This window comes from Mesorhizobium loti R88b (assembly GCF_013170845.1).
GTDB classification, from domain to species: Bacteria; Pseudomonadota; Alphaproteobacteria; order Rhizobiales; family Rhizobiaceae; genus Mesorhizobium; species Mesorhizobium loti_B.
The window spans coordinates 2773904-2798634 of record NZ_CP033367.1; the positions used below are offsets into that span (position 1 = coordinate 2773904).

The 24731-nt window shown below is 63.4% G+C and carries 25 protein-coding genes; 15 read left to right on the forward strand and 10 right to left on the reverse strand.

Annotated features, from left to right (window positions below; translation table 11 throughout):
* Position 1: 1 nt before the first annotated feature.
* Positions 2-979, reverse strand: coding sequence for a hypothetical protein (locus EB235_RS13440; protein WP_027030499.1), 978 nt, complete (start codon positions 977-979; stop codon positions 2-4).
* Between the two features lie 186 nt (positions 980-1165).
* Between EB235_RS13440 and EB235_RS13445 the strand changes: the two genes are divergently transcribed.
* The gene (locus EB235_RS13445) at positions 1166-1723 is read left to right on the forward strand and encodes a GNAT family N-acetyltransferase (protein ID WP_027030498.1); all 558 of its coding nucleotides are present in this window, start codon (positions 1166-1168) and stop codon (positions 1721-1723) included.
* Positions 1724-1780: 57 nt separating this feature from the next.
* Here EB235_RS13445 and EB235_RS13450 read toward each other — a convergent pair whose 3' ends face one another.
* On the reverse strand, positions 1781-2197 hold the full coding sequence (locus EB235_RS13450; protein ID WP_027030497.1) for a MerR family transcriptional regulator: 417 nt from the start codon (positions 2195-2197) through the stop codon (positions 1781-1783).
* 112 nt (positions 2198-2309) lie between these two features.
* Between EB235_RS13450 and EB235_RS13455 the strand changes: the two genes are divergently transcribed.
* Entirely contained in the window at positions 2310-4568 is a 2259-nt protein-coding gene (locus tag EB235_RS13455) for a heavy metal translocating P-type ATPase (RefSeq protein ID WP_027030496.1), read from the forward strand.
* 22 nt (positions 4569-4590) lie between these two features.
* Here EB235_RS13455 and EB235_RS13460 read toward each other — a convergent pair whose 3' ends face one another.
* Complete coding sequence (locus EB235_RS13460) at positions 4591-5436, reverse strand: SDR family oxidoreductase (RefSeq protein ID WP_027030495.1); 846 nt, start codon at positions 5434-5436, stop codon at positions 4591-4593.
* 95 nt (positions 5437-5531) lie between these two features.
* On the opposite strand from EB235_RS13460, the gene EB235_RS13465 reads away from it, so the two are divergent.
* A complete protein-coding gene (locus EB235_RS13465) occupies positions 5532-6428 on the forward strand; it encodes a LysR family transcriptional regulator (protein WP_027030494.1) in 897 nt (298 codons plus the stop codon).
* A 6-nt stretch (positions 6429-6434) separates the two neighbouring features.
* Here EB235_RS13465 and EB235_RS13470 read toward each other — a convergent pair whose 3' ends face one another.
* Both EB235_RS13470 and EB235_RS13475 read right to left on the reverse strand, forming a co-directional pair.
* On the reverse strand, positions 6435-7619 hold the full coding sequence (locus tag EB235_RS13470) for an MFS transporter (protein ID WP_027030493.1): 1185 nt from the start codon (positions 7617-7619) through the stop codon (positions 6435-6437).
* A 104-nt stretch (positions 7620-7723) separates the two neighbouring features.
* Positions 7724-9388 (reverse strand): Na/Pi cotransporter family protein, encoded by a 1665-nt coding sequence (locus EB235_RS13475; RefSeq protein ID WP_027030492.1) that lies wholly within the window; start codon positions 9386-9388, stop codon positions 7724-7726.
* Positions 9389-9776: 388 nt separating this feature from the next.
* Between EB235_RS13475 and EB235_RS13480 the strand changes: the two genes are divergently transcribed.
* The 3 genes from EB235_RS13480 to rpoD all read left to right on the forward strand — a co-directional run bounded on the left by EB235_RS13480 (position 9777) and on the right by rpoD (position 14625).
* The gene (locus tag EB235_RS13480) at positions 9777-10154 is read left to right on the forward strand and encodes an RcnB family protein (RefSeq protein ID WP_027030491.1); all 378 of its coding nucleotides are present in this window, start codon (positions 9777-9779) and stop codon (positions 10152-10154) included.
* Positions 10155-10295: 141 nt separating this feature from the next.
* A complete protein-coding gene (dnaG, locus tag EB235_RS13485; protein ID WP_027030490.1) occupies positions 10296-12233 on the forward strand; it encodes a DNA primase in 1938 nt (645 codons plus the stop codon).
* A 367-nt stretch (positions 12234-12600) separates the two neighbouring features.
* A complete protein-coding gene (gene rpoD / locus EB235_RS13490) occupies positions 12601-14625 on the forward strand; it encodes an RNA polymerase sigma factor RpoD (RefSeq protein ID WP_027030489.1) in 2025 nt (674 codons plus the stop codon).
* Positions 14626-14700: 75 nt separating this feature from the next.
* On the opposite strand, the gene EB235_RS13495 is transcribed toward rpoD, so the two are convergent.
* A complete protein-coding gene (locus tag EB235_RS13495) occupies positions 14701-15756 on the reverse strand; it encodes a TauD/TfdA family dioxygenase (protein WP_032925506.1) in 1056 nt (351 codons plus the stop codon).
* 276 nt (positions 15757-16032) lie between these two features.
* Between EB235_RS13495 and EB235_RS13500 the strand changes: the two genes are divergently transcribed.
* The 5 genes from EB235_RS13500 (at position 16033) to EB235_RS13520 (ending at position 19025) form a co-directional block, all read left to right on the forward strand.
* Positions 16033-16326 (forward strand): GYD domain-containing protein, encoded by a 294-nt coding sequence (locus tag EB235_RS13500; protein WP_027030487.1) that lies wholly within the window; start codon positions 16033-16035, stop codon positions 16324-16326.
* 108 nt (positions 16327-16434) lie between these two features.
* Entirely contained in the window at positions 16435-16704 is a 270-nt protein-coding gene (locus tag EB235_RS13505; RefSeq protein WP_027030486.1) for a putative hemolysin, read from the forward strand.
* A gap of 26 nt (positions 16705-16730) precedes the next feature.
* Positions 16731-17795 (forward strand): DMT family transporter, encoded by a 1065-nt coding sequence (locus EB235_RS13510; protein WP_027030485.1) that lies wholly within the window; start codon positions 16731-16733, stop codon positions 17793-17795.
* Between the two features lie 13 nt (positions 17796-17808).
* Positions 17809-18201 (forward strand): thiol-disulfide oxidoreductase DCC family protein, encoded by a 393-nt coding sequence (locus EB235_RS13515; protein WP_027030484.1) that lies wholly within the window; start codon positions 17809-17811, stop codon positions 18199-18201.
* 149 nt (positions 18202-18350) lie between these two features.
* Positions 18351-19025 (forward strand): PadR family transcriptional regulator, encoded by a 675-nt coding sequence (locus EB235_RS13520; protein WP_027030483.1) that lies wholly within the window; start codon positions 18351-18353, stop codon positions 19023-19025.
* 69 nt (positions 19026-19094) lie between these two features.
* On the opposite strand, the gene EB235_RS13525 is transcribed toward EB235_RS13520, so the two are convergent.
* Both EB235_RS13525 and EB235_RS13530 read right to left on the reverse strand, forming a co-directional pair.
* The gene (locus EB235_RS13525) at positions 19095-19355 is read right to left on the reverse strand and encodes a YiaA/YiaB family inner membrane protein (protein ID WP_027030482.1); all 261 of its coding nucleotides are present in this window, start codon (positions 19353-19355) and stop codon (positions 19095-19097) included.
* Between the two features lie 63 nt (positions 19356-19418).
* On the reverse strand, positions 19419-20096 hold the full coding sequence (locus tag EB235_RS13530) for a PspA/IM30 family protein (protein ID WP_027030481.1): 678 nt from the start codon (positions 20094-20096) through the stop codon (positions 19419-19421).
* 184 nt (positions 20097-20280) lie between these two features.
* Between EB235_RS13530 and EB235_RS13535 the strand changes: the two genes are divergently transcribed.
* Together EB235_RS13535 and EB235_RS13540 are read left to right on the forward strand one after the other, a co-directional pair.
* The gene (locus EB235_RS13535) at positions 20281-20922 is read left to right on the forward strand and encodes a TetR/AcrR family transcriptional regulator (RefSeq protein WP_027030480.1); all 642 of its coding nucleotides are present in this window, start codon (positions 20281-20283) and stop codon (positions 20920-20922) included.
* 47 nt (positions 20923-20969) lie between these two features.
* Entirely contained in the window at positions 20970-21263 is a 294-nt protein-coding gene (locus tag EB235_RS13540) for an HlyU family transcriptional regulator (RefSeq protein WP_027030479.1), read from the forward strand.
* A gap of 51 nt (positions 21264-21314) precedes the next feature.
* Here the strand turns inward: EB235_RS13540 and EB235_RS13545 are convergent, their stop codons facing one another.
* A complete protein-coding gene (locus tag EB235_RS13545; RefSeq protein ID WP_051429656.1) occupies positions 21315-21842 on the reverse strand; it encodes a sigma-70 family RNA polymerase sigma factor in 528 nt (175 codons plus the stop codon).
* A gap of 68 nt (positions 21843-21910) precedes the next feature.
* Between EB235_RS13545 and EB235_RS13550 the strand changes: the two genes are divergently transcribed.
* Both EB235_RS13550 and EB235_RS13555 read left to right on the forward strand, forming a co-directional pair.
* Entirely contained in the window at positions 21911-23005 is a 1095-nt protein-coding gene (locus EB235_RS13550; RefSeq protein WP_245268813.1) for an AraC family transcriptional regulator, read from the forward strand.
* Between the two features lie 131 nt (positions 23006-23136).
* On the forward strand, positions 23137-23370 hold the full coding sequence (locus EB235_RS13555; protein WP_027030477.1) for a hypothetical protein: 234 nt from the start codon (positions 23137-23139) through the stop codon (positions 23368-23370).
* A 97-nt stretch (positions 23371-23467) separates the two neighbouring features.
* Here the strand turns inward: EB235_RS13555 and EB235_RS13560 are convergent, their stop codons facing one another.
* Complete coding sequence (locus tag EB235_RS13560) at positions 23468-24694, reverse strand: amidohydrolase family protein (RefSeq protein WP_027030476.1); 1227 nt, start codon at positions 24692-24694, stop codon at positions 23468-23470.
* Between the last annotated feature and the right edge of the window lie 37 nt (positions 24695-24731).

Sequence of the window (24731 nt, forward strand, 5' to 3'; positions counted from 1 at the left end):
CTCAAGACTCCTTGCACATCGGCAGTGGTTGCGGTGGGGGCGCCGGATGGTCCTTTTTGTACTGGGCGATCATCGGCTCAAGAGTCTTCCTTGGCCAGAATTTCGGTGTGCCGATTTCCTTCAGGCAGGACGCATTCCAATAGGTGCCCGACTGCGAACGGCTAGCCGCTACCGCGGCGATGTCGCGTGATTCTGGGTAGATGTAGAGCGTCGTCGGGTTGTCCTTGACCATCGAGATGATCTGCTGGGCATCCGCCGGCGACCAGCTGGTGCAGCCATTGCTGCGGCCGCCGGCATAGTCCACCAGCTTGCCGAACGGCACCAGACCGTCACGATCGGCGTAGGAGCTGTTCGGATTTTTACGCATGCACATGGTGCGCAGCACCTGTGCCGCGTGGCCGCCGATCACGCGCTGCCTGGCGTTGGCGGCTTCGCCTTCGCCGTCGAACTGGATGAAAGTGCGCAGAAAGGCGGCGTCCTGCTTGGCGCCGGTACGGTAAAAACCCTTGAACGACGTCTTTGTCTCGCGGGTCACGTAGGCGCCGCCGGCGGTCAATTCCGAATCCATGGCATTGCCGAAGTTTTTGGAGCAGCGCCTGCCGTTTGAAAAATCGACCGTGCCTTTCAGGTTCTTGCCGGCCCCGTGACCCGATGCGATAGCGCGAAACGACTGGCTGGCTTCGCAGACGACATAATACCGGCGCCCCAACACGCCATTGCCGAGATCGCCGGGACGCGTGGCGTCCATGGCGAAATAGCAGGGGTTTTTGACGGCGCCTTGCGCGACCTTTTTCTGGTAGAGCGCCCGCGCGCGCTCCAGCACCACTTGTGAGATCTGGCCGTCGGCGTCACCGACATGGGCCTGCAGCCAGGCCGGGACGCCGGAGGGCGCGGCAAAGGAGCGGACCGTCGCCGTCAAGGCAATGACAAGAAGGCTGAGGGTGACGACAATACCCAGAGGGATAGATCTCAACCGCACCGGATCAATTCTCCTGTCGAAGCCACGCGAATCCTGCAGGTGTCGCCACCCGCAACCAATCATAAAATGTCTCGCGCCAATCGGCGAGACACAACTTGTTTAGCGAAGTTCACTTCCGGGCGGCACCGGCTTGAGCCATATCGCGGCCACGGCTATGCCTGGTTCGCCTCCCAGGGAGCATGGATCATGGTCGAGATCGTCAAACCAGCGCTTGAACATCTGCCATCCTACAAGGCCGCGCTCGAGCGCGGCTGGTCGCCGGACAATGTTCGGCTGCTCGACGCGACGCGCGAGCAGCTCGCGGCCATAGAAGACAACCCAGTGGCGTTCCTGGCCAGCCTCGATGATCCCGAAGCCAGGGGTGGTCCGATCACCTTGCCCGACGGCACGCAAGTGCCGCGCCTGCCGGGCTTTCGCCGCTGGATCTGGGACGGTGAGGCATCGGGCTCGATCGGCTTCCGCTGGCAGAAGGGCACCGCCGAACTGCCGTCGCATGTGCTTGGCCATATCGGCTATGCGGTGGTGCCGTGGAAACGGCGTCGCGGCTACGCCACCGAGGCGCTGCGACTGATGCTGGACGAGGCGAGGGCGGTCGGCCTGCCCCATGTCGAGATCACCGCCAAGCCGGGCAATCCGGCCTCGCACAAGGTGGTCCTGGCCAATGGCGGCAGACTGGTCGAGCGCTTCTTCGAGGACGCCGCCTATGGCGGGGTGGAGAGTTTGCGGTTCCGGATCGATTTATAGGGCGAGGTTGGGCAGCCCTTTCGAGCGCTAGCCCCGGCGCGGACTTCGACAATATCCTCACCCGTGCTCGTCGGCACACAGCGTGTGGTCCGACAGCGCGCGGATGACGTAGCAGTCGCCGACCGTCCTGCCGTCGCAGCAGGAGGCGATGCGCTCCAGCTCGGTTTCCAGCCGCTTCAGCTGGGCGATCTTTTCGCGCACGGAGATCAGCTGTTCGCCGGCAATCTTGTCGGCATGGCCGCAGGGCTGGTCGGGGTGGCCGCTCAATTCGATCAACGCGCGTATATCCTCGACGGCGAAGCCAAGATCGCGGGCATGGCGGATAAAGGCCAGCCGTTCCAGCTCCTGCCTGGAGTAGCGGCGCTGGTTGCCTTCCGAGCGCTCGGGCGCCGCGACCAGGCCCATCTGCTCGTAGTAGCGGATGGTCGGCACCTTGACGCCGGTGCGACGCGAGAGATCACCAATCGAAAACATGCATTTTGCCTCTTGAGGCTCTAGTGACTAGAGCAATTATAGTGCCTGACATCAGCATTCAAGACCCATGCGGCAGCACGCCGCGCGGGTGAAAAAGCAGACAGGTGATGTGATGACGGCTCCCCACGAGCAGGCAAGAATCAGGCAGACACGGTTCAAGATCGGCGGCATGGATTGCGCTTCCTGCGCGACCAAGATCGATACGGCGGTGCGCCGTCTCGACGGCGTCGCCGATGTCACGGTTTCGGTGACCGGCGCCTCGATGACCGTCAGCCATGGCGGCCCGCTCAATGACGACAAGGTGCTGCAGCAAGTGGCGCGGCTGGGCTACGGAATCGTCAAGGCCAAAGCGAGGGCCGACGAGCCGGCAGCCAGCGCGCATGACCATGCCGGCCATGATCACGAAGGCCATGACCATGAAGGTCACGACCACGAGGGCCATGACCATGGCGACGAGGTAGCCAAGGAGGCCAAAGGCGCATCGCACCTCCACAGCGATGCCGAGCCTGGGCAGGCGTGGTGGCGCACCCGCCGCGCGGCGCTGACGCTGGCCTGCGCGGCAGCGCTTGTTGCCGCCTATGGCATCGGCCATCTGTTCCCCACGGCCGAGCGCTGGGTCTTCCTGGCCGCGCTGCTGGTCGGCCTGGTGCCGATCGCGCGGCGGGCGCTGATGGCGGCGCTGGCCGGCACGCCGTTCTCGATCGAGATGCTGATGACCATCGCGGCTGTTGGCGCGGTGATGATCGGCGCCACGGAAGAAGCGGCAACCGTGGTGGTGCTGTTCCTGATCGGCGAACTTCTCGAAGGCGTCGCCGCCGGCCGTGCGCGGGCCAGCATCCAGGGTCTGGCCGATCTGGTGCCGAAGACGGCGTTGGTCGAGCGGGCAGGCGGCACGGTTGAAGTTCCCGCCGACCAGCTTGTGGTCGGCGATGTCATCCTGGTGCGGCCGGGCGACCGCATCCCGGCCGATGGCGAGATAACAGAGGGGTCGAGCGACATCGACGAGGCGCCGGTGACCGGCGAGAGCACGCCGAAGCGCAAGGGTGTCACTGAGCCTGTCTTCGCCGGCACGATCAACAGCGATGGCGTGCTGAAAGTTCGGGTAACGGCCGCTGCCTCCGACAACACCATCGCCCGCGTCGTGCGGCTCGTGGAAGAGGCGCAGGAGGCCAAGGCGCCGACCGAGCGCTTCATCGACCGTTTTTCGCGCTATTACACACCGGCAGTGCTGGTGGTCGGTGCGCTGGTGGCGCTGCTGCCGCCGCTCGTTGCCGGTGGCGACTGGAACGAATGGATCTACAAGGGCCTGGCGATCCTGCTGATCGGTTGCCCCTGCGCGCTGGTCATCTCGACGCCGGCGGCGATTGCGGCGGGTCTGGCAGCCGGTGCGCGGCGCGGCCTGTTGATGAAGGGCGGTGCCGTCCTGGAAGGCTTTCGCCGGATCACGGCGGTCGCCTTCGACAAGACCGGCACGCTGACCGCGGGCAAGCCTGTGGTGACCGACATCGTCGCCTATGGTCGCGATGAGCGCTCAGTGCTGGCGCTGGCGGCGGCACTCGAACAAGGCTCCAGCCATCCGCTGGCGGTGGCGATCCTGGACAGGGCCAGGGCCGACAAGGCGCCAGTGCCGCCGGCGCTGGCCGCCAAGGCGATTTCGGGCAAGGGCGTCGAGGGCAGCGTTGGCGGCATCGCGGTTTTCCTGGGCTCCGGCCTGGCGGCGGGCGAGCGCGCTGAGATGACCGAGGCGCAGCGGCTTGCCCTCGACAGCCTCAACGGCCGGGGCAAGACCGTCTCGGTGCTGGTCGCCGACGGCGTGGTGGCCGGGCTGATCGCCATGCGCGACGAACCACGGCCGGATGCGGCGGCCGGCATCACGGCACTCAAGGCTGAAGGCATCCGCACGGTGATGCTGACCGGCGACAACCGCCGCACGGCCGAGGCCATCGCCGCGTCACTCGGCATCGAGGCGCGGGCGGAACTGTTGCCGCAGGACAAGCAGCGCATCGTCGGCGAATTGCAGCGCCAGGGGCTGAAAGTGGCCAAGGTCGGCGACGGCATCAACGACGCGCCGGCGCTCGCCGCCGCCGACATCGGTATCGCCATGGGCGGCGGCACAGATGTCGCGCTGGAAACAGCCGACGCGGCGATCCTGCATGGCCGCGTCATGGATGTCGCGCGCATGATAAAACTGTCGCGGGCGGTGATGGCCAATATCGGCCAGAACATCACCGTGGCGCTGGGGTTGAAGGCGGTGTTCCTGGTCACCACCATTTTAGGCATCACCGGCCTGTGGCCGGCGATCCTGGCCGACACCGGCGCCACCGTGCTGGTGACAGCCAACGCCATGCGCCTCTTGCGCTGGCGCGGGTGAGGCGGTCTTCGGCGGACGCCTGTCAGTTGCTAGCCGTCAGGGGGTCGCTGTCCATCGCCAGGGCCGCGTCCTTCTGGTTCTCCAGCTCCGCGAGCCTGCCTTGGAGCGCGCTTCGGATCGAAGCGTAGGCGGCGGCGCCAAAGGTCAATCGTCGTGGCGCGGGGTTCCGCTCCACCGAGGCGATCATCACATCGACCATCTTGCCGGCATCGCCCTTGATGTCGAAGGAACCCTCGGAAAAGGCCCGGCGCAGGTCGCCGACCGGCGTATTCTTATAGGTGTCGGCCGGGTTGGAGCTGATCAGGCTGGCGCCGAAGTTCGTCTGTGTCGGGCCCGGTTCGACGAGCGTCAGGCCGATGCCGAACGGCTCAACCTCCTGCCGAACGGACTCGACAAAACCTTCGATGCCCCATTTCGTGGCGTGATAGAGGCTGAAGCCGGGATAGGCCATCTGTCCGCCTTCGGAGGAGACTTGCAGGATGCGGCCGCCGCCTTGTTTCCTCAGATGCGGCAGCGCTGCCCGGATCAACTGGATCGAGCCGACGAGATTTGTGTCGATCAGGTCGCGGATCTGGCTATCGTCCAGCTCTTCTGCGGCGCCGAACAGACCATAGCCGGCGTTGCTGACGATGACATCGATGTGCCCCAGTTCGCCAAAGGCCTTGTCGATCGTTGCCCGGATCGCATCGCTGTCGGTCATCTCAAGCGAAGCGACCCGGAGGCGATCGCCATGTTGCGTCTTCAGATCGGCGACCGCCTGCGGCTTGCGCACCGTTGCGGCGACACGGTCGCCACGGGCCAGAAGCCTTTCCGTCAGAAGTCGTCCGAAACCAGATGAGGTGCCGGTGATGAACCATGTCTTAGCCATGGAATGTCCTTTCATTGCTGGAGTTCGGCCAAGACTACGCCATCCAACTCATGATACTATCCGTTCAATTCCATATGCCTTGATGAAGATTTCCCATGAATGGCAAGCCCGGACTTCCGGAATTGACGGCACTCGCTGCGATTGTTTCGCACCGCAGCTTCCGCAAGGCGGCCGACGATCTCGGCCTGTCCCCCTCGACGCTCAGCCACATGATGCGGACGCTGGAGCGGAGCATGGGCGTGCGGCTGCTCAACCGCACGACGCGCAGCGTTGCACCGACCGAGGCAGGAGAGCGGCTCGTCGCGCGCTTGCGGCCGCTTTTGTCGGATATCGACGCGGCACTGGCCGAGGTCGATGATTTCCGCGGCCTTGCGTCAGGCACGCTGCGGATCAACACCAGCGAGATCGCTGCCCGCTTGCTGCTTCGATCGGTGGTGCCGGCCTTTCTTCAGCGCTACCCCCAAGTTTCGCTCGATCTCGTCACGGAGGGAAGACTGGTCGATATCGTCGCCGAAGGCTTTGACGCCGGGATCCGCCTGGGCGAGGCGGTGCCGCAAGACATGGTCGCGGTGCGCTTCGGCGGGCCGACGCGCTTCATCGCCGTTGCATCGCCGGCCTATCTTGCCAGCCGCTCGGTTTTGCAAACGCCCGATGATCTGCGGGGTCAAACCTGCATCCGGTTCCGCTTGCCGAGCGGCAAGCCCTACCGATGGGAGTTCGAGAAACATGGCCAGGAAATCGCCATCGATGTCCCCGGCGTTTTGACACTCGACAATATGGAGTTGATGGCCGAGGCGGCTGCTGCCGGCATGGGGATCGCCTACATTTCGGACAAATCCGCCAAGCCCTATCTCGATCGGGGAGCGTTGGTCGCCGTACTGGACGATTGGTGTCCGCCCATTCCCGGCCTGTTCCTCTATTATCCAGGCCACAGGCTGGTGCCGCCGGCGCTGCGCGCCTTCATCGACGTGCTGAAGGAGGCGAAGGGGTGAGGCCGGCTACTCGGCCGGCGCCGTCAATGGCGGGGTGGCGTTGCTGCGGCCTTCCCAGACCTGGGAGATGACAGCCACGACCACGGCGACCAGCATGGCGACAGCGCCGACCACCGGCAGGCTGCGGTAGCCGTAGCCGGCATTGAGCATGGCGGCGCCCAGCGACGCGGCGAGCGCAATGCCGACATTGAAGCCGGACGGGATCAGCGAAGAGGCGAGGTTCGAGGCATCCGCCGTCCAGGCCAGGATGCGGGTCTGGATCGGCGTGCCGATGGCGAAGTTGAGGCCGCCCCAGATGACGATCGCGACGATCATCGGCAGGGGATAGGGGCTGACGGCATAGATGATGGCCAGCGTCACCGCTTGCAGGCCAAGCATGGTGATCAGCGACGGCATCAGCTTCCAGTCGGACAGCTTGCCGCCGAGGAAGACGCCAAGCGTTGCGCCGACGCCGTTCAGCAGCAGCACCCAGGGAATAAGGTTCTCGTCAAGCCCGGTGACCTCCAGCAGCGTCGGCGTGATGTAGGTGAACAAGCAGAACTGGCCGAGCATCAGCATCAGCATCAGGATCAGCGAGGTCCAGACCTGCTGGCGCGCCAGCACGCGGACCTCGCGGGCTAGGCCGACGGGCTTGGCCGATGACCCGGTGGTGCGTGGCAAAAGGGCCGCCATGGCAAGCGTTGCCGCCACGCCCAGCGCGCACATCACCCAGAAGGTGGCGCGCCAGCCCCAGATGTTGCCGATCGCGGTGCCGGCCGGCACGCCGATGACGTTGGAGACGGTGAGGCCAGACAGGATAACCGCCACCGCCATGCCGCGTTTGTCCTCGGGAACGAGGCCGACCGCCACCACCATGGCGATGCCGAAATAGGCGCCATGCGCGATCGCGACGGCAATGCGCAAAAGCAGCATCGAAGTGAAGTCGGGCGCCACCGCGCAGGCGGCCTGGCCGATGGTGAAGATGACGGCGAGGCCGAGCAGCAAGGTCTTGCGCGGCAACGACTTGGTGGCGAGCGCCAGCAGCGGGCCGCCAATGGCGATGCCGCAGGCATAGCCGGAGACGAGATAGCCGGCCGAGGGCACCGAGACGCCAAGCCCTTGCGCCACTTGCGGCAGCACGCCGGCGATGACGAATTCGGTGGTGCCGAAAGCGAAGGCGGCGATGAACAGGGCAATGAGCGGAAGCGACATGGGCAAGCCTTGGCTGGAACGGCCTCAAACCATGGATGGGCGGTTTGGGCAATCCAGAAATTTTTGTCGCGAGTTTAGGTTTTCTTGAGTGAAGCGGCAGCTTCTCAGCTCGCCTTCAGCCTCGACCCCGTGAGCAGGCCGCGCTCTTCCAGCACCGGATAGGCCATCGAGGCCAGCAGCGAATTGATCTGCTTCAGGTCGCGGATGGTGTCGAGGTGGATCGAGCTGGTCTCGATGCTCCTGGCGGTGCCCTCGCGCAGCCGCAGGAAGTGGCTGGCGCTGGTTTCCTTCTCGCGGTCGCGCAGCTGGTCCTTCTCCAGCACCAGCTGGCGGGCGGTTTCGGAATCGCGCGAGACCAGGACGTTGAAGGCAAGCCGTGCGTTGGCCAGCACCGAGGCGTGGAAGGCGCAGAGTTCGCGCCAGCCCTCGGGCGTGAACTCCAGCCCGTGTTCGACCTTCTTCTTCACATGCACCAGCATGTTGCGCACGATGATGTCGCCAACCTGCTCGAGCTTGACGCAGGCACCGATCAACTCCTGGCAGCGCAATGCCTCGTCCTCGGTCAGCGGATTCTTGGTGAGCTTGGCGAGGTAGAGTTTTATGGCCGCGTGCTTGCGGTCGACGCGGTCGTCGAGCGCTGCAAGCGCCTTGATCTTGTCGCTGTCGGCACTTTCATAGAGTTCCATGATGCGCTTCAGCATGATCTCGACGGTTTCGCAGACCCGCACCACTTCGCGCGTCGCATTGCCCAGCGCCTGACTTGGTATGTCGAGCGCGCTTTCGTTGAGCGCGGACAGCTCGATCACGTCGAGCGAGGCCGCCGGCACCGGCTTGGTGCCGAGTGCCACGATCTTTTCCGAGGCGCGATAGACGAAGCCGGCCAGCGGCAGGCCGGCGAGCAGGATAATGACGTTGAACAGGATGTGGGCGTTGACGATCTGGTCGGCGGCCGTCGCGCCAAGGAAGCCGACATGCGGCCTGAAGATCATGAACAGGATCAGCATGACCAGCGAGCCCAGCCCGCGCATCAGGAGATTGCCGATCGGCACGACGCGCACGGCCGGCCCGGCCGAGCGGGTCAGCATCGGCGCGATTATCGAGGAGCCGAGATTGACGCCGAGGATGAGGACGACGCCGAGTTCGGGACTGATCAGGCCACGGCCGGCGAGCGTTGCCATCAGCAGCACCGCTGCGATGCTCGACTGGAACAGCCAGGTGATCAGCGCCGCCAAGAGATAGGCAGTGATGGAATCGCTGGAGAAATAGTTGATGATCACCGGCATGAGCTGGCTGTTGCGCAGCGGCTCCGATGCCTGGCCGATCATTTCCAGCGACAGGATCAACAGGCCGACGCCGACCAGGATGCGGCCGGTCTGGCGCCAGTCGCGGCGCTCGGTGGCCATGAACATCACCGTGCCGGTGATCAGGCAGAGTGGCACCAGCAGTGTGAGGTCGAAGGTCAAGAGCTTGACCACCAGCGCCGAGCCGATCTCGGCGCCGCGCACGGCCAATTGGCCGGCGGCACCCGAGACAATGCCGGAGCCGGCGAAGGAGCCGACCAACAGCGTGACGGCAGTCGAGCTCTGCAGGGCGATTGCCAGACCGGTGCCGGTCAGCACCGCCATTATCGGATTGCGCATGGTGGCGCGCAATTTATGGCGCAGCACGTCGCCATAGGCACGTTCGACGCCGGTCTTGACCATGCGCGTGGCAAACAGCATCAGCGCGACCGCGCCGGCCAGATGCAGAAGGACGACGGAACCGCTCATTTCGGCGCCTGCATGCGGCCGGGGCGCGCGGTGCCAACAGCGCGGCGATCATGGGGGAAAACGAAGGTTCGAATCATGTTCATGGCAGCCACCGATAATGACCAGAATACTTTAGCCGAATAATAAAATTTTGTCGATTTCAAGAGGCCGTCGCGGCGCGACAGGGCGTGTCGGAAAATGGACGGATGCAGGAAATGGCTGCATCGCGGTCCACGGCACTGCGGCGGGTCGGCCGCTGTTCGCGGGCGTCTCGCTGTCAACTTTGCGACGATGTTCAAATTCCCGAAATAAGCATAGGATTTCATTACATAATTGTAATGCTTCCATTCAGTTTCAGTTCATCCGCTGGCCGTTATTCCTTGGGCATCGACAACCAAGGAGACTTCTCATGAAACGCATTGTTCTTTCTGTCCTCGCCGTCTCGATGCTGGCCGCGACGTCGCTCACAGGCCAGGCCGCGCCGATGAATGCGCCGGTCGCGCCGCAGTCGAACTACACCAAGGTCGACTGGCAGAAGCCCACCCATCGTGACGAGAAGAAGCGCGTCATCCAGAAGCGCTTCCAGAAGAAGGTCGTCGTGAAGCGGAACGACTGGCGCCATGGCCAGAAATATTCCGGCTGGCGCCAGCATCAGCCGGTCCGCGATTACGGCCGCTACGGTCTGCGTCGCCCCGGCCCCGGCCAGGAATGGATCCGCGTCGGCAACGACTATGTGCTGGTCAGCATCCTTTCCGGCATCATCTTCGGTGCGATCGCCGCGCACTAAGCCAACAGCGCGGGACTGAAAAGCAGGGCGGCCCGTAACGGCCGCCTTTCTTTTTTGCCCTGTGGAAACCGGGTATGGCCCGTATTGGGGGTCGTCGGATTTCTCCGGCATGATTATATGGTGGGGAAACGAGTTCCCTCAATGCGCTTTCCGCCGGCCTTTCTCGACGAGATTCGCGACCGCGTGCCGATTTCATCGGTCATCGGCCAGCGCGTCGCGTGGGATCGCAAGAAGACCAACGCGTCGCGCGGTGACTATTGGGCCTGTTGCCCCTTCCATGGCGAGAAGAGCCCGTCCTTCCACTGCGAGGACAAGAAGGGCCGCTACCACTGTTTCGGCTGCTCGGTTTCGGGCGACCATTTCAAGTTCCTCACCGAACTCGAAGGATTGAGTTTTCCCGAAGCGGTCGAGAAGATCGCCGACATGGCCGGCGTGCCGATGCCGGTCCGCGACGAACGCGAGGAACAGCGCGAGAAGGAACGCGCCAGCCTGACCGATGTCATGGAGATGGCGACTGCTTTCTTCCAGGAACGGCTGCAGGGACCGGAAGGGGCGAAAGCCCGCGCGTATCTCAGGGATCGCGGGCTGACACCGGCGACGCAGCAGTCGTTCCGGCTCGGCTTCGCGCCCGACAGCCGCAATGCGCTGAAGGAGCATCTGGCGGCAAAGGGCGTGCCGAAAGCCGACATCGAGGCGTGCGGGCTGGTGCGCCATGGCGACGACATTCCGGTCTCCTATGACTGGTTCCGCGACCGCATCATGTTCCCGATCCCGGATTCGCGCGGCAGGATCATTGCCTTCGGCGGCCGTGCGCTGGCGCCCGATGCGCTGGCCAAATACATGAACTCGCCCGACACCGAGCTCTTCCACAAGGGCAATGTGCTCTACAATTTCGCCCGCGCCCGCAAGGCGCTGGCCAAGGGCGGCACGGTGATTGCCGTCGAAGGCTACATGGACGTCATCGCGTTGGCGCAGGCCGGTTTCGAGAATGCCGTGGCGCCGCTGGGCACGGCACTCACCGAAAACCAGCTCGAATTGCTGTGGCGCATAGCGCCCGAGCCGATGCTGTGCTTCGACGGCGACAAGGCCGGGCTGAAGGCGGCATGGCGCGCCGCCGATCTGGCGCTGCCTTCGGTCCAGGCCGGCCGTTCGGTGCGCTTTGCGCTGCTGCCGGAAGGCAAGGATCCAGACGACCTGGTCAAGGCCGAAGGTCCGGACGCGTTCCGGGCGGTGCTTGCCGATGCGCGTCCACTGGTCGACCTCTTGTGGATGCGCGAGACGGCGGGCGGTGTCTTCGACACGCCGGAGCGGCGGGCGGAACTTGGAAAGACGCTGCGGGAGTTGACCAGTCGCATCCGCGACGAAAGCACGCGCTATCACTACCAGCAGGAAATGCGTGAACGGGAAAAGAGCTTCTTCGGCTCGCAGCGCGATACACGGCAAGGGCGCCAGGACTGGAAACCGGGGCAGCAGGGCAAAGCAGCCGCACCCGGTGGGCAATTCGCCAAGCCTGGCGGCGGCCGCATGGCGATCACCGAAAGCCTCGGCCAATCCGCGCTGGTCAAGCGCGGCAGCGAAGGCATGTCGGTGCGCGAGGCGACGATCATCGTGGCGCTGGTCAACCATCCGGCGCTGATCGACGAGAATTTCGCCCATGTCGAATTTCTCGATCTCGTCAATTCCGACCTGCAGCGGCTGCATGCCGCCATCCTCGACGCGATGGCGCACGACATGGCCAATGACCGCCACGCCGTGGTGACCACGATCGAGCGCGCCGGCTGCGCCGAGATCTGGGAGCGCGCCGTCGGCCTGATCCGGCGGGCGCGGCAGTGGCCGGCGCTGGAGGCAGCCGCGCTCGACGATGCCCGCGACGCTCTGAACCAGGCCCTGCACTTGCAGCGCAGCGCACGCACCTTACATAAGGAGCTGAAACAGGCGGAAGCGGCGCTCGAAGCAGATCCATCGGACGAAAACTTCCGCCATCTGATCGAAATTCAGGCGCAATTTCAGGATGTACAGGCGACGGAAGCGCTGATCGAAGGATTTGGCGTTTCGTCGGGCAGGGCTGGGCGAGCCTAAGTGCAGCTGAGTGCAGGAATGAGAGCGTGGCCAAGCTTCCCCACGGGGCGGGGCGCGCTAAGTCGGGTAATTGATTCGCTTTTTTCATGCGAATCATGCGAGAGCCGCTTGACCTTCCGACAGAATGGCGGAATCAGGACGATTCGAAACGTTAACCCGCACCCGCGCCGACGGGAAATGAGCGATGTGAGGTACTGGTCACTGGACAGGCAGGCAGCCTGCCACAGATATCAGGGTTAATCTGGACTTAACGGTAGATACGGTTACTGGCCCGGTGAAGCGCGTTTCATAAGCGAGCACATCCGGTTTTGACTGGTCCGACAGTTTACGCGGCTTCGATGGCAGCCGCTTGGAGAAGATAAAAATTATGGCGACTAAGGAAAAGGAAGAGGTCGAGACCGAACGCGAAGGCGCCACCGATGGCCCTCTGCTCGACCTTTCCGATGATGCTGTCAAGAAGATGATCAAGGCCGCCAAGAAGCGCGGCTATGTGACCATGGACGAGCTGAATTCGGTGCTGCCTTCCGAGGAAGTGACCTCCGAGCAGATCGAGGACACGATGGCGATGCTGTCCGACATGGGCATCAACGTCGTCGAGGATGACGAGCAGGGCGAAGAGGCCGAGGCCAGCGACACCGCGGCGGACGCCGAGGAAGACGCCAACGAGCTGGCCGAACAGACCGGCACGGCGGTCGCCGCCACCACCACCAAGAAAGAGCCGACCGACCGCACCGACGATCCGGTGCGCATGTATCTGCGCGAGATGGGCTCGGTGGAGCTTCTGTCGCGCGAAGGCGAAATCGCCATTGCCAAGCGCATCGAGGCCGGCCGCGAGACGATGATCGCGGGCCTCTGCGAAAGCCCGCTGACCTTCCAGGCCATCATCATCTGGCGCGACGAACTCAACGAATCGAAGATCCTGCTGCGCGAGATCATCGACCTCGAAGCCACCTATGCAGGCCCCGAGGCCAAGCAGGCACCGGTGGTCGAGCGCGTCGAGGAAGCGCCCAAGGTCGAGGAAAAGTCGCGCCGCGGGCGCGATGACGAAGAAGACATCACCAATGTCGGCGCCGACACGCGCGGCATCGGGGATGACGACGAGGAAGACGAGGACGAGGCGAGCCTGTCGCTAGCGGCGATGGAAGCCGAACTGCGTCCGCAGGTGATGGAGACGCTCGACGTCATCGCCGACACCTACAAGAAGCTGCGCAAGCTGCAGGACCAGCAGGTCGAGAACCGCCTGGCCGCCGCCGGCACGCTGTCGCCCAGCCAGGACCGCCGCCTGAAGGAGCTGAAGGACCAGCTGATCAAGGCGGTGAAGTCGCTGTCGCTCAACACGGCGCGCATCGAGGCGCTGGTCGAGCAGCTCTACGACATCAACAAGCGGCTGGTGCAGAACGAAGGCAAGCTGTTGCGGCTGGCCGAAAGCTATGGCGTGCGCCGCGAAGAGTTCCTGAAGGAATATCAAGGTTCCGAGCTCGACCCCAACTGGACGCGCTCGATCGCCAACCTGACCTCGCGCGGATGGAAGGAATTCACCAAGAACGAGAAGGATGCGATCAAGGAGCTGCGCGCCGAGATCCAGCATCTGGCCACCGAAACGGCGATCTCGATCCTGGAATTCCGCAAGATCGTCAACCAGGTGCAGAAGGGCGAGCGCGAAGCCGCCATCGCCAAGAAGGAAATGGTCGAGGCCAATCTGCGCCTCGTCATATCCATCGCCAAGAAGTACACCAATCGCGGCCTGCAGTTCCTCGATCTGATCCAGGAAGGCAATATCGGCCTGATGAAGGCGGTCGATAAGTTCGAATACCGTCGCGGCTACAAGTTCTCGACCTACGCGACGTGGTGGATCCGGCAGGCGATCACGCGTTCGATCGCCGACCAGGCGCGCACCATCCGCATTCCGGTGCACATGATCGAGACGATCAACAAGATCGTGCGCACCTCGCGCCAGATGCTGCACGAGATCGGCCGCGAGCCGACGCCGGAAGAACTGGCCGAAAAGCTCGCAATGCCGCTCGAAAAAGTGCGCAAGGTCTTGAAGATCGCCAAGGAGCCGATCTCGCTCGAAACGCCTGTGGGCGACGAGGAGGATTCGCATCTGGGCGATTTCATCGAGGACAAGATGGCGATCCTGCCGATTGACGCGGCGATCCAGGCCAATCTGCGCGAAACCACCACGCGCGTGCTGGCCTCGCTGACGCCGCGCGAGGAGCGCGTGCTGCGCATGCGTTTCGGCATCGGCATGAACACCGACCACACGCTGGAAGAAGTCGGCCAGCAGTTCTCGGTGACCCGCGAGCGTATCCGCCAGATCGAAGCCAAGGCGCTGCGCAAGCTCAAGCACCCGAGCCGGTCGCGCAAGCTGCGTAGCTTCCTGGATAGCTAGGACTTCCCGATTGCAAAGAAATCAAGGGCGCCCATCGAGGCGCCCTTTTTATTTCAGGTGGTTCATCGAATTGCTCTACAGCGGCACGTTCAGCCGCGTTCCCTTGACGATGATGCCGCCGCGGTCGCCGATCTCGATCGAACCATAGCGCTGCCTGAAGCACGGGGGCAGTGGACGGTCGCTGGGAACCGACAACCACAGGCGCAGCATGTGGCGCCGCTTGTCCGGCTCCGGCCAGTCGCGAAAACCCATGCGGTCGTGCAGCAGCGAATGATTGTAGACGAACTGCATGTCGCCGGGCCGCAGCCGCATCGACAGGTTTAATTTCGGGTCATTGGCAAGGCTGTCGAAGAGATCCAGCGTTTCGACATGGGCGGCACTCAGCCGCATGGCATCGGGGAAGCGCTGCGCGCTGTCGATGTACTGGCGCTGATAGATGCCTGTCAGCAATCCGGCGTGCCAGTTGAGGACCGGAATCTCGAAATAGGGCTTTTCGCCCTCCGGTATCTCGCCCCGCCGGTCGGTGGCAACAGGATCAAACAGCAGGCGGGCGAGATCCGGCCGCCTTTTGCGCATCTCGTTGTAGATCGTCACCGTGCTGACCAGCAGGGACTCGCCGCCTTGCATGGCATCCTTCAGGCAGAGCAGGCCGACGACATCGGCGGAATCGGTGTGAAACGTCTGGCGCTCCGCCGTCTGGTAGATGCGCGTCGTGGTGGCCTTCGCGTCGGCGCCGATGTCGCGGACATGGCCGAGTATGTGGCCCTGGGCATTCTGCGAGCGCGCGCTTCCCAGATGCGCGCCAATCCCGCAGAAGATCGCTGCCGTCATTTCAGCGGAATATCTGTCGACCGGGAGACCGCGCAGCACCTCGAAGCCAATGCCTGCGATCAGTTTTTCGCGAAGCGCGGCAAGATGGCCGGCGAGCCGGGGCAAGGGGAAGTCGGCCCTGGTCAGGCCGCCGATATCCTGCGAGCCGGCGAGAAAGCCGGTTGCCGCCGATTCCAGTTCGGCGACGTCCTGCGGGCCCAATTCGACCAGCCATGTTTCCGGATGCTTTGCCATGTCCTCGCCAATCCATGCGGCGGGACTATCGATCCGTTCCGGCGGCAGGTCTGTTGTCTCGCGCATGAAGTTCTCCTGCGGCTGGCTGGCCCACGACGTCGGCGGGGATTTCCCGGATCGATGACCACGGCGGAGATTGCCGCAATCAGGCGGGTTTTTAAACCGGCTTTCCTGGTTGGCGGTGACCGTCGCCTCAAGCTCCCACATCAGGGCGTGGATGCATCCTTGCGGGACGTCCGTCGCGGGAGGATAATTTCGTATCGGATGCATTTTCTGGGCGACAACCCGGATGCCCGCCCCGGCCAAGCCGCCGTGCTCCGTGGCCCCGGAAGGAGGCGTACCATGACGACCTACATCATGCTGATGAACTGGACCGAGCAGGGCGCGAAGAACGTGCGCGATTCGCCCAAGCGCCTCGACGCTGCCAGGAAGCAGTTGGCCGAGATGGGCGGATCGTTCAAATCGTTCTTCCTGACCATGGGCGAATTCGACATGGTGGCGGTGGTCGAAGCGCCCGACGATGCGGTGCTGGCGCGTTTTGCGCTGATGCTGGCCGCGAGCGGAAACCTCAAGTCCCGGACGCTGAAGGCCTTTCCGGAATTCGCTTACCGCGAGATCATCTCGTCGCTTGGGTGAAGAAATAGGCCGGGCTTCTGGGAGTCGATGGCCGCGTGCAGGCCCGACGGCGCTTTGCCGCAGGACAGGACGCTTCACCATGATAGATTGCGGCCAAGGGAGATCCCAATGACTAAGGTCTCGATATTGGCTACCGGCCTTGCCGCATTGTTCGTGATGCCGTTCGCCGCCAGCGCTGCCGCGCAAAAACCGGTCGGCATGGCCAATCCGGCATCCCTGCATTGCGGCGAGATCGGCGGCCGCCTGGTGATCAGGAAGGACAAGGCCGGCAACGAATACGGGTTCTGCCGCTTGCCCAACAGGCGCCTGTGCGAGGAGTGGGCGCTGTTTCGCGACAACAAATGCGTCGGGCCGAAAGCGGCCATGCGCCGCAAGTGACGCGCACGCCATCATAGGGTGAGATCATGTCCGAGCCGCATTCCCATTCGCATCTCTGGCCCGGCGTGCCGCTGGCGCTTGGCTCGGCTGTCCTGTTCGGAGCGACGCCGCCGCTGTCCAAGCTGCTGCTCGATGCCGTGAACCCCTTCATGCTGGCCGGCCTGCTCTATCTCGGCGCCGGTGTTGGCCTTGCTCTTTATCGCCTGCTTCGCGGCAAGCAGGCCGCCGCCGGCGAGGCGCAACTGGCTGCCCGGGATATTCCATGGCTGGCGCTGGCAATCGGCATGGGCGGTATCGTCGGGCCGGTGCTGCTGCTGTTCGGCCTTAGCCTCAACACCGCGTCCAGTTCGGCGCTGCTGCTCAATCTCGAAGGGCTGGCGACCATGGCGATTGCCTGGCTCGTCTACCGCGAGAATGTTGACCGGCGGCTGCTTTTCGGCGCCTTCGCCATTCTGGCCGGTGCGGTGCTGCTGTCATGGAATGGCGGCGGCGTTGCCTTCAACCCTGGCGCCCTTCTGGTGGCGGGCGCTTGTTTAGCCTGGGGACTCGACAACAATTTCACGCGCAAGATCTCAGCCACCGACCCGGTGGTGATCGCCATGCTGAAAGGGTTGGTGGCGGGTGCAGCCAATGTCGGACTGGCTCTTGCAGGCGGGGCTTCGTTTCCCGCAACATCCATCGTTGTGGCCACGGCTGCCGTCGGCTTCCTTGGCATCGGCGTCAGCCTGGTGATGTTCATCCTGGCATTGCGCCATCTCGGTACCGCGCGGACAGGCGCCTATTATTCACTCGCGCCTTTCATCGGCGCGCTGCTGGCGATCTTCGTTCTCGGCGAGCCCATCACGATAAGGCTGGCGATTGCCGGGCTGTTGATGGGCATCGGCCTGTGGCTGCATCTGTCGGAGCGCCATGAGCATGAACATGACCACGACGAACTGGAACACGAGCACAGCCATGTGCATGACGAACACCACCAGCACCATCATGACGGGCCGGTGAGCGAGCCGCATTCACACTGGCACCGGCATGCGCCGATGCGCCACCGGCATCCGCATTATCCGGACCTGCACCATCGTCACGGCCACGGCTGAGCATGCCCAGATCATGCTCAAGCAAACACCCAGGCCTGAACTGACCGTTTGGTACAACACGCGTTGCCCTGTCTGCGATGCCGGCATTACAAGGCAGAAGCGGCGACTGATCGAAGCGGTGAAGGCTGGGCGGATCGCGTTTCGAGACATCAATCTGGAGCCGGCGGCACTTGCCCGTTTTGGTGCCACGCTGGAAGACATACGCCGCCGGCTGCACGCCACCGATACGGATGGCCATCTGCTGGTCGGCGCCGAAGTCGCGATTGCGGTGTGGAAGGCGACGCCGGGCGAGGGCTGGCTGGCGACGCTTTTCGGCAATCCGGTTGCCTTGCCGCTGACCCGCTTTGGCTATGACCGCTTCGCCGACCTGCTCTATGCCTGGAACCGCCGAAACGGCCGCTGGTAGGCAATTCATCTCCATCGAACGGAACGGGCTCGGATCAGAGATTGATCTGGCTGGCGCAACATTCAGATACATCGTAAGATATATCTTGACTCCATAAGAGGGTGCGCCTAATTGAGATATATCGTAAGATAGAACTCAAGGAGCAATCAATGCACAGACACAATCATTTCGGCGAACGCATTTTCATGCACATGGCCGGCAAATTTGGTGGCAGAGGGGGCGGCGGCTTTGGACCGTTCGGACATGGCGGTCGCGGTGGCGGGCGTGGTGGCCCGGGCGACATGTTCCGCGCCGGCCGCATGCTGGCCGATGGCGATCTCAAGCTGATCACGCTGTCGCTGCTGGCCGAGGCGCCGCGCCACGGCTACGACATCATCAAGGCGCTGGAAGAGCGCACCAGCGGCATCTACAGCCCGAGCCCGGGCGTGGTCTACCCGACGCTGACGTTCCTGGAAGAAGCCGGCTATGCCGCTTCCGCCGCGGACGGCAACAAGAAGGTGTTTTCGATCACCGAGGCAGGCCAAGCGCATCTTGCCGACAATCGCGAGATGATCGACGGCGTGCTCGAACATCTCGAACGCTTCGGCCGCAAGATGGCCAAGGCGCGCGACTGGTTCGGCTGGAACGACGATGGCGACGAGCGTCGCGGTGGCCGCGGCGGCCGTGGCGAGCGCTCGGAAACACGCGATGAGTTCCGTGCCATCCGCCACCGCCTGCGTGCGGCTCTGGGCGAAATCGTCGATGCCCCTGCTGAAAAGCAGGCCGAGGCGATCGCTATCCTCGAAGCCGCGGCCGAAGCGCTGGAAGCGCTGTCGCAGCGCTGATCCAAGCGCGACAAACGCATGAAAAAGCCCGGGGAGACCCGGGCTTTTTTGCGTCAGGGCAGGCCGGCATCATTCCTTGCCGACATATTCGCTGATCAGCTTTTCGTTGCGGGCCTTTTCGATCTTGGCGGTCATCTCGGACGACAGGCGCTCATCGGTGCGGTACTTGACGAGGTTCACAAGGCTGCCGGTCAGGAGCAGGATGCCCATGGCCCAGTAGCCCTTGGTCGCCAAGTCGACCGGTGCCAGCCAAAGCGACAGGCCGAGCATGAAGTAGGCGGCACCGACCGAGGCGGTGTTGAACATGATGTAGGTCTGGTTGGCGTTCATTGGAGTTCTCCGTTGATTTGATGATGGTTGGGTTGATGGAAATCAGATTGGAAAGTCTGGTTTTCAGTTGATGGTCTTGAGGCGCTCGAGCACGTCCCTGCCACGGACCTTCATCGCCGGGCCGTGACCGGCGTCGGCGAGGCGGTCGCGGATCGCTTCGTGACGCAGTTCGCTGTCGATCTCGTCCAGAATGCCGGCCTCCTCGAACGGATCGCTGGCTCCCTTGATGCGCGCCAAGAGCTCCTCGGCGTCGTTGAGGTTTCCCGAATTGCCGATCGACCTGACCAGGCGTGACTGCGCCTTGCGCTCGGCATCGATGGCGCGGGCCGAGATCATGCCCTGGTTGAGGTCGATGATGCGGCGATGCGCCCGCTCCACCGAAACGCGCATGCGCAAGGTCTTTTCGCCAAGGCTCTGCACGCTGGCGCGGCGGACTTCACGCTCATTCTCCAGTTCGGCTATTGCCGCGGCACCGCTTTCGGCCAGTCCGTTGTTGCCGGCGGCGAGCGCGCTGAGCGTGCGGCTTTCGAGATCGGCGTGGCGGCGTTCGAGCTGGTCGAGGCCGGCCTGCTCGGCGCGCTGGCGAACGATCAGCGAGGCGAGCGTCTGCTTGGCGGCGGCAAGCCCCGTCTCCGCGTCGCGGATGCGCTGCGCCAGAAGGTCGATGGCGAAGCGGTCCTTGAGGCCGTCCTCGGCCCGTGCGCTGGCGCCGTCGAGCAATGTTCTGATCAGGCTAAGCATGGTTCTTCTCCCTTCGAATGTTGCGGTGAACAATGTTCACGAGGTCAACATAACAGGAAATGAACATTGTTCAAGAGGCTTTTGAACGCTGTTCACGAAATCCTGGATATGGTAAACGAAGGGACGATCATGGTTCGAAACACCTGCAGCTCGGGCCGAGGCAAGGCCATCCACAAGGACAAGCATGGCACTGGACAGGGAAGAAACAGGCGAGCGGGTGCTGGCCATTGCCGAGGTGCTGCTCAACCAGGGTGGCATGGACAATCTGAAGGCGAGGACCATCGCCGAGCAGGCGGGCATCTCGGTCGGCTCGGTCTACAATCTGTTTGCCGATCTCGACGGGGTGCACCGTGCCGTCAACATGCGGCTGCTCGACCGGCTGGGCGCGGCAGGCGCGGCGGCAATGGCGGATCTCGGCAAACGCGGCGTCACCGATGTGCGCCAGCGCCTGCTGGCGTTGGCCGGCGCCTATGTGCGCTTTGTCGAGGCGCATCCCGGCAGTTGGCCGGCGCTGCTCGCCTTCAACAGGCGGCGCCCGACGCTGACCGAGCCGGACGCTTATGAAGCGCGGCTCGACCAGCTGTTCGAGATCATCGCCCGGGCGCTCGCCGGCGGCGATTTCGACATCGACGACGATACGCGCCGGATCGCCGCGCGCACGCTGTGGTCCAGCGTGCACGGCATCGTCACCAGCGGCTATGCGGCCAGATCCGTGCGCCGGCAGGCCGACGAGATCGACCAGCAGATCGAGCTCCTTGTCGCAGTCTTCATCAAGGGGCTGGAACGCGGCGGCACATTCGCGCATTCTGGGACGAAAACGTCGTGAATCGCGAATGGACCGCGGTGTGCAGGACGAACAAGGAGATTTGAGCGATGTCTTTTCTGAAACGTCTTTTCGGCGGCGGCGGTGAAGCGGCGGCCGAGCCCAAAAGTGCCGCGCCCGCCAAGCAGGTCGAGCACAAGGGCTTCCTGATCAGCGCCACGCCCTACAAGGCCGAGAGCCAGTACCAGACCTGCGGCACCGTCTCGAAGGAGGTCGACGGTGTAATGAAGGAACACAAATTCATCCGCGCCGACCGCTTCGCCGGCCTCGACGACGCTGTCGACATCTCGATCAAGAAGGGTATGCAATTGATCGACGAGCAGGGCGAGCGGATTTTCGGGTAGGGGTTGGGAGCGGGCGATAAGCAACTTGTACCAATTGCGGCCACGCAGCTTTTATGCGGGTTTGTCGCTCGGTTGCCACCGGGTCAAGAGCAGTTCTCGGGCCTGCGCGAGACGCGACATCACGGTGCCAGGCGGCACTCCGACCACGTCTGCGATTTCACGGTAAGACATATCGTTGAACTCACGCATAACCATGGCTTCACGCAAGGGCGCCGGCAGCCAATAGACAAGCTGCCGGATGGCTGTGCCTTCCCCGTGGTCCGGGATTTCGGAGCCGGGCTCCGCCGGCGTCTCCTGCTCAGCAAGCCGGGCGAATTGCGCGTAGCAGACACTCCTGAGAATGGAGAGCAGCCAGGGCCTGACGGCCCCACCGCGCCGGCCTTCGAAATGATGCAGCGCACGCCGGTAACATTCCTCTACAGCGTTCTCAGCGTCCGTGCGATTTCGCAGCAGGAAATAGGCGAGCCTGTACGCGTCATCGAGGCATGGAAGGGCCGCGTCCTGAAACCGGCGCGTTCGCTCGCCGCTGGCTTTGTGGTGGCCCGCAATGTGGTGGCCGGCTGTTTGATATCGGGTCATTTCATAACGTCTCGCCGATGTCTTTACCTGAAACCGGCGGGGTGGTAACAAGCGGCCCGACCGCAGTCGTGGACTATCGCGCCAAGCGTGTGGACTGTGGTGACATGCGCCTGCCAAAGCAAAAACGATTGGCGCTCGTTTTGAACTCGAACGCATCACATTCACGGTACGGGGTAATGCGCCAAGCGCTGCCGCCAAATCGCCTGTCGATCTCCCACCACGGTCTCGCCAAGGGATCGGCCTACGAGGCCTGGCGGGAAGGTATTTGCCGCGAGTTTTGTCGGCTCGATGTTGGACCGGCGCAGGACAACTACATCGATTGCGACAATGAATTCGTGCTGCTTGACTCGATCGCCATTGCCACCCCGAAGGGACGCTCGGCGCGCTTTGCACGGACCCGCGATCTTTTGGCCGATGGCTGCGACGATCTGGTGCTGATTTCCGCCACGCGCGGCCAGGTGAGTGTGACCCAGGGAAGCAAGAGGATCGATCTGACGGCGGGACAAATGTGCCTGACCGAAATGAACATCGCCGGCTCCTTGGACCTTAACCAGACCGGCGGATTTACGACAACAAGGTTTCCGAGACGCCTGCTTTTGCAGGTCGCGCCGTCGGCCGAGACGCAACTGGCACGTACGCTGGGGCATGACCGGGCCTGGGGCGTCATGATCGAGCGTTATTCAGCGCTTTGCAGTGAGATTTGCGGAGAGCTCGATCTCGCCGGGCAGAAGACGGCGGCGCGGCACCTGGCGGATCTGGTCGGTCACTTCGTTGGAACAAGTGCCGAGCAGAAGAACCTGGCCGGGCAAAGCGATGTTTCGATCGCGCGGTTGAATCTGATGAAAGCCGACATTCTCAAAAATCTCGACAAGAGCCACCTGACCGTCGAGGCCGTTGCCAAAGCGAACGGCCTCAGCCCGCGACAGGCGCAGCGTATGTTCGCGTCCTCCGGCACGACGTTCTCGGAATTTGTGCTGGAGCAGCGGCTGCTGCTTGCTCGCCGGTTGCTGCTGCGTGAATCCGCTCGCCATCGCAAGGTCAGCGATATCGCCTTCACGGTCGGCTTCAACGACCTTTCCTACTTTCACAGGACATTCAAGCGGCGGTTCGGCGTCACGCCAGCTGATATTCAGCTAGAGCCAGGCGCGGGTCTGACGCAGTAGCGCCATGGGCCATCGTGCGACATCGCGTGGACACCAAAAACCGGGCGTTGTGCACTGACATTCCCATCGGTATCGGCGGAGCCGCGAATCTGTGCTAAGCCGCCGCGCAAACAAACCAAAGGACGACACCCGTGAGTGAACTGACCGTGGCCGAGGCGACCGACAATATCTATGCCTCGCTCCGAGCGGACAATGCCGAGCTCGACGCCCATATCGCGGCGCTCAAGGCTGCGCTGACGCGAGAGGGGATAAAACAGGCGGTGTTCGATCCGACCAAGCTGGCGCAGGGCAACCGCTCGGGCCGCAAGCTGATGCAGGCTTATTTTCGCCAGCGCGGCGTCAGCGTGAGTTTTTCGGCGGATTAGAACGACGCCGGCGAGCTTACGAGCCCAACAACCAGCTCGCTCAACCTATTCCAAGCATTCGACGCTGACCATTATCGCGTCGCATGCCCGTCTGGTCTCAAGGCCGGAAGATCTTGCGAGGGCCATTGTCAAAACTCCTGCGGCCGCGTTTCCAACCCGTAATCACAGGCGCGGCTTCGCGCACGGCCGCTGACGGTCCGTCACAGTCGAGCAGCACGATATCGGCCTGCGCCCCGACTATCAGCCCATAGGGCGCTGACATCAGCCGGGCAGCGCCTGATGTCACCATGGCGAAGACTGCGGCAATATCCGCGGCCAGCGTCAATTGCGCGACGTTGGCGTAGAGATTGGCCATGCGGATCAGCGAGGCATCCCCGAATGGCGTGAAAGGGTTCAGCACATTGTTGGTGGCTATCGCCACGGCGACGCCCGCTCTGGCAAGACGATCGGCGGGCGCGATCCCACGCGGCACCAATCTGTCGTGGCCTCGCCCATTGAGGAAGAGATCCGTCGCCGGAAGCACTGCGAGCCCTATCCCTGCGGACGCCAGTCGGGCGCCGATCTGGGAGACCTGATCGAGCCCCATCGCAGAAAGGTTGGTGACATGGCCGAGCGCAACGCGGCCTTGCCAGCCTCTTTCCACCGTCTGCGCGATGACGGACGGCAAATCCGTCCTGTCCGGCTCGAGGCTGAAATCCAGGTGAAAATCCGCAGCCACATCGTGTTTTTCGGCGAGGTCGAAGATGCGTTCGATATGACGCTGCGGATCGGGGTCCGTGTAAGGGCATCCGCCAACAAGGTCGGCCCCATTGGCAAGCGCCGCGTCCAGCATCGCAAGAGTGTCGGATTCATTGGTCAGCCCGTCCTGGGCGAAGGCGCAAATCTCGATGTCGATGGCGAAAGAATAATCGGTGCGGATACGTTTGATCGCCTCGAACGACCGGAAGCCCGCGCGCGGATCTATTTCCACGAAGCTGCGCATCCGCGTCGTGCCGTGGCCGATGGCCTTTTCAACCACGCGTGACGCGCGTTCGTAGACGTCCGCTTCCGTGAAACCCGATTTGGCTTTTGAGGTCTCGCGAACCGCCTCGGCCAGCGTGCCTTCGCAGATGGCGCAGCGATCGAGAATGCAGGCCTTGTCGAGATGGATATGGGCATCGACAAAGCCCGCGCAGGCAAAATTGCTGCCGGCATCGAACTCTTCATCCGCTTTGCCGGGAACAAACGGATCGATCGCCACGATCCTGCCATCGGCAACGGCGATGTCGACGATCGGGCCGGCATCTGCAAGCCGGACATTGCGGATAATCAGATCGAAGGTCATTCGCGTGTCACAAGCGGTTGGCGCAGCGTCGCTGAGG

Bases quoted from the DNA above. Each gene is read 5' to 3' on its own strand.
- EB235_RS13515 (WP_027030484.1), top strand. From the start codon at position 17,809: ATGCTCAAGCAAACACCCAGGCCTGAACTGACCGTTTGGTACAACACG.
- EB235_RS13495 (WP_032925506.1), bottom strand. From the start codon at position 15,756: ATGCGCGAGACAACAGACCTGCCGCCGGAACGGATCGATAGTCCCGCC.
- EB235_RS13535 (WP_027030480.1), top strand. From the start codon at position 20,281: ATGGCACTGGACAGGGAAGAAACAGGCGAGCGGGTGCTGGCCATTGCC.
- EB235_RS13510 (WP_027030485.1), top strand. From the start codon at position 16,731: ATGTCCGAGCCGCATTCCCATTCGCATCTCTGGCCCGGCGTGCCGCTG.
- EB235_RS13450 (WP_027030497.1), bottom strand. From the start codon at position 2,197: ATGTTTTCGATTGGTGATCTCTCGCGTCGCACCGGCGTCAAGGTGCCG.
- dnaG (WP_027030490.1), top strand. From the start codon at position 10,296: ATGCGCTTTCCGCCGGCCTTTCTCGACGAGATTCGCGACCGCGTGCCG.
- EB235_RS13480 (WP_027030491.1), top strand. From the start codon at position 9,777: ATGAAACGCATTGTTCTTTCTGTCCTCGCCGTCTCGATGCTGGCCGCG.
- EB235_RS13545 (WP_051429656.1), bottom strand. From the start codon at position 21,842: ATGACCCGATATCAAACAGCCGGCCACCACATTGCGGGCCACCACAAA.
- EB235_RS13520 (WP_027030483.1), top strand. From the start codon at position 18,351: ATGCACAGACACAATCATTTCGGCGAACGCATTTTCATGCACATGGCC.
- rpoD (WP_027030489.1), top strand. From the start codon at position 12,601: ATGGCGACTAAGGAAAAGGAAGAGGTCGAGACCGAACGCGAAGGCGCC.
- EB235_RS13445 (WP_027030498.1), top strand. From the start codon at position 1,166: ATGGTCGAGATCGTCAAACCAGCGCTTGAACATCTGCCATCCTACAAG.
- EB235_RS13560 (WP_027030476.1), bottom strand. From the start codon at position 24,694: ATGACCTTCGATCTGATTATCCGCAATGTCCGGCTTGCAGATGCCGGC.
- EB235_RS13470 (WP_027030493.1), bottom strand. From the start codon at position 7,619: ATGTCGCTTCCGCTCATTGCCCTGTTCATCGCCGCCTTCGCTTTCGGC.
- EB235_RS13475 (WP_027030492.1), bottom strand. From the start codon at position 9,388: ATGAGCGGTTCCGTCGTCCTTCTGCATCTGGCCGGCGCGGTCGCGCTG.
- EB235_RS13505 (WP_027030486.1), top strand. From the start codon at position 16,435: ATGACTAAGGTCTCGATATTGGCTACCGGCCTTGCCGCATTGTTCGTG.
- EB235_RS13540 (WP_027030479.1), top strand. From the start codon at position 20,970: ATGTCTTTTCTGAAACGTCTTTTCGGCGGCGGCGGTGAAGCGGCGGCC.
- EB235_RS13525 (WP_027030482.1), bottom strand. From the start codon at position 19,355: ATGAACGCCAACCAGACCTACATCATGTTCAACACCGCCTCGGTCGGT.
- EB235_RS13500 (WP_027030487.1), top strand. From the start codon at position 16,033: ATGACGACCTACATCATGCTGATGAACTGGACCGAGCAGGGCGCGAAG.
- EB235_RS13530 (WP_027030481.1), bottom strand. From the start codon at position 20,096: ATGCTTAGCCTGATCAGAACATTGCTCGACGGCGCCAGCGCACGGGCC.
- EB235_RS13460 (WP_027030495.1), bottom strand. From the start codon at position 5,436: ATGGCTAAGACATGGTTCATCACCGGCACCTCATCTGGTTTCGGACGA.
- EB235_RS13455 (WP_027030496.1), top strand. From the start codon at position 2,310: ATGACGGCTCCCCACGAGCAGGCAAGAATCAGGCAGACACGGTTCAAG.
- EB235_RS13465 (WP_027030494.1), top strand. From the start codon at position 5,532: ATGAATGGCAAGCCCGGACTTCCGGAATTGACGGCACTCGCTGCGATT.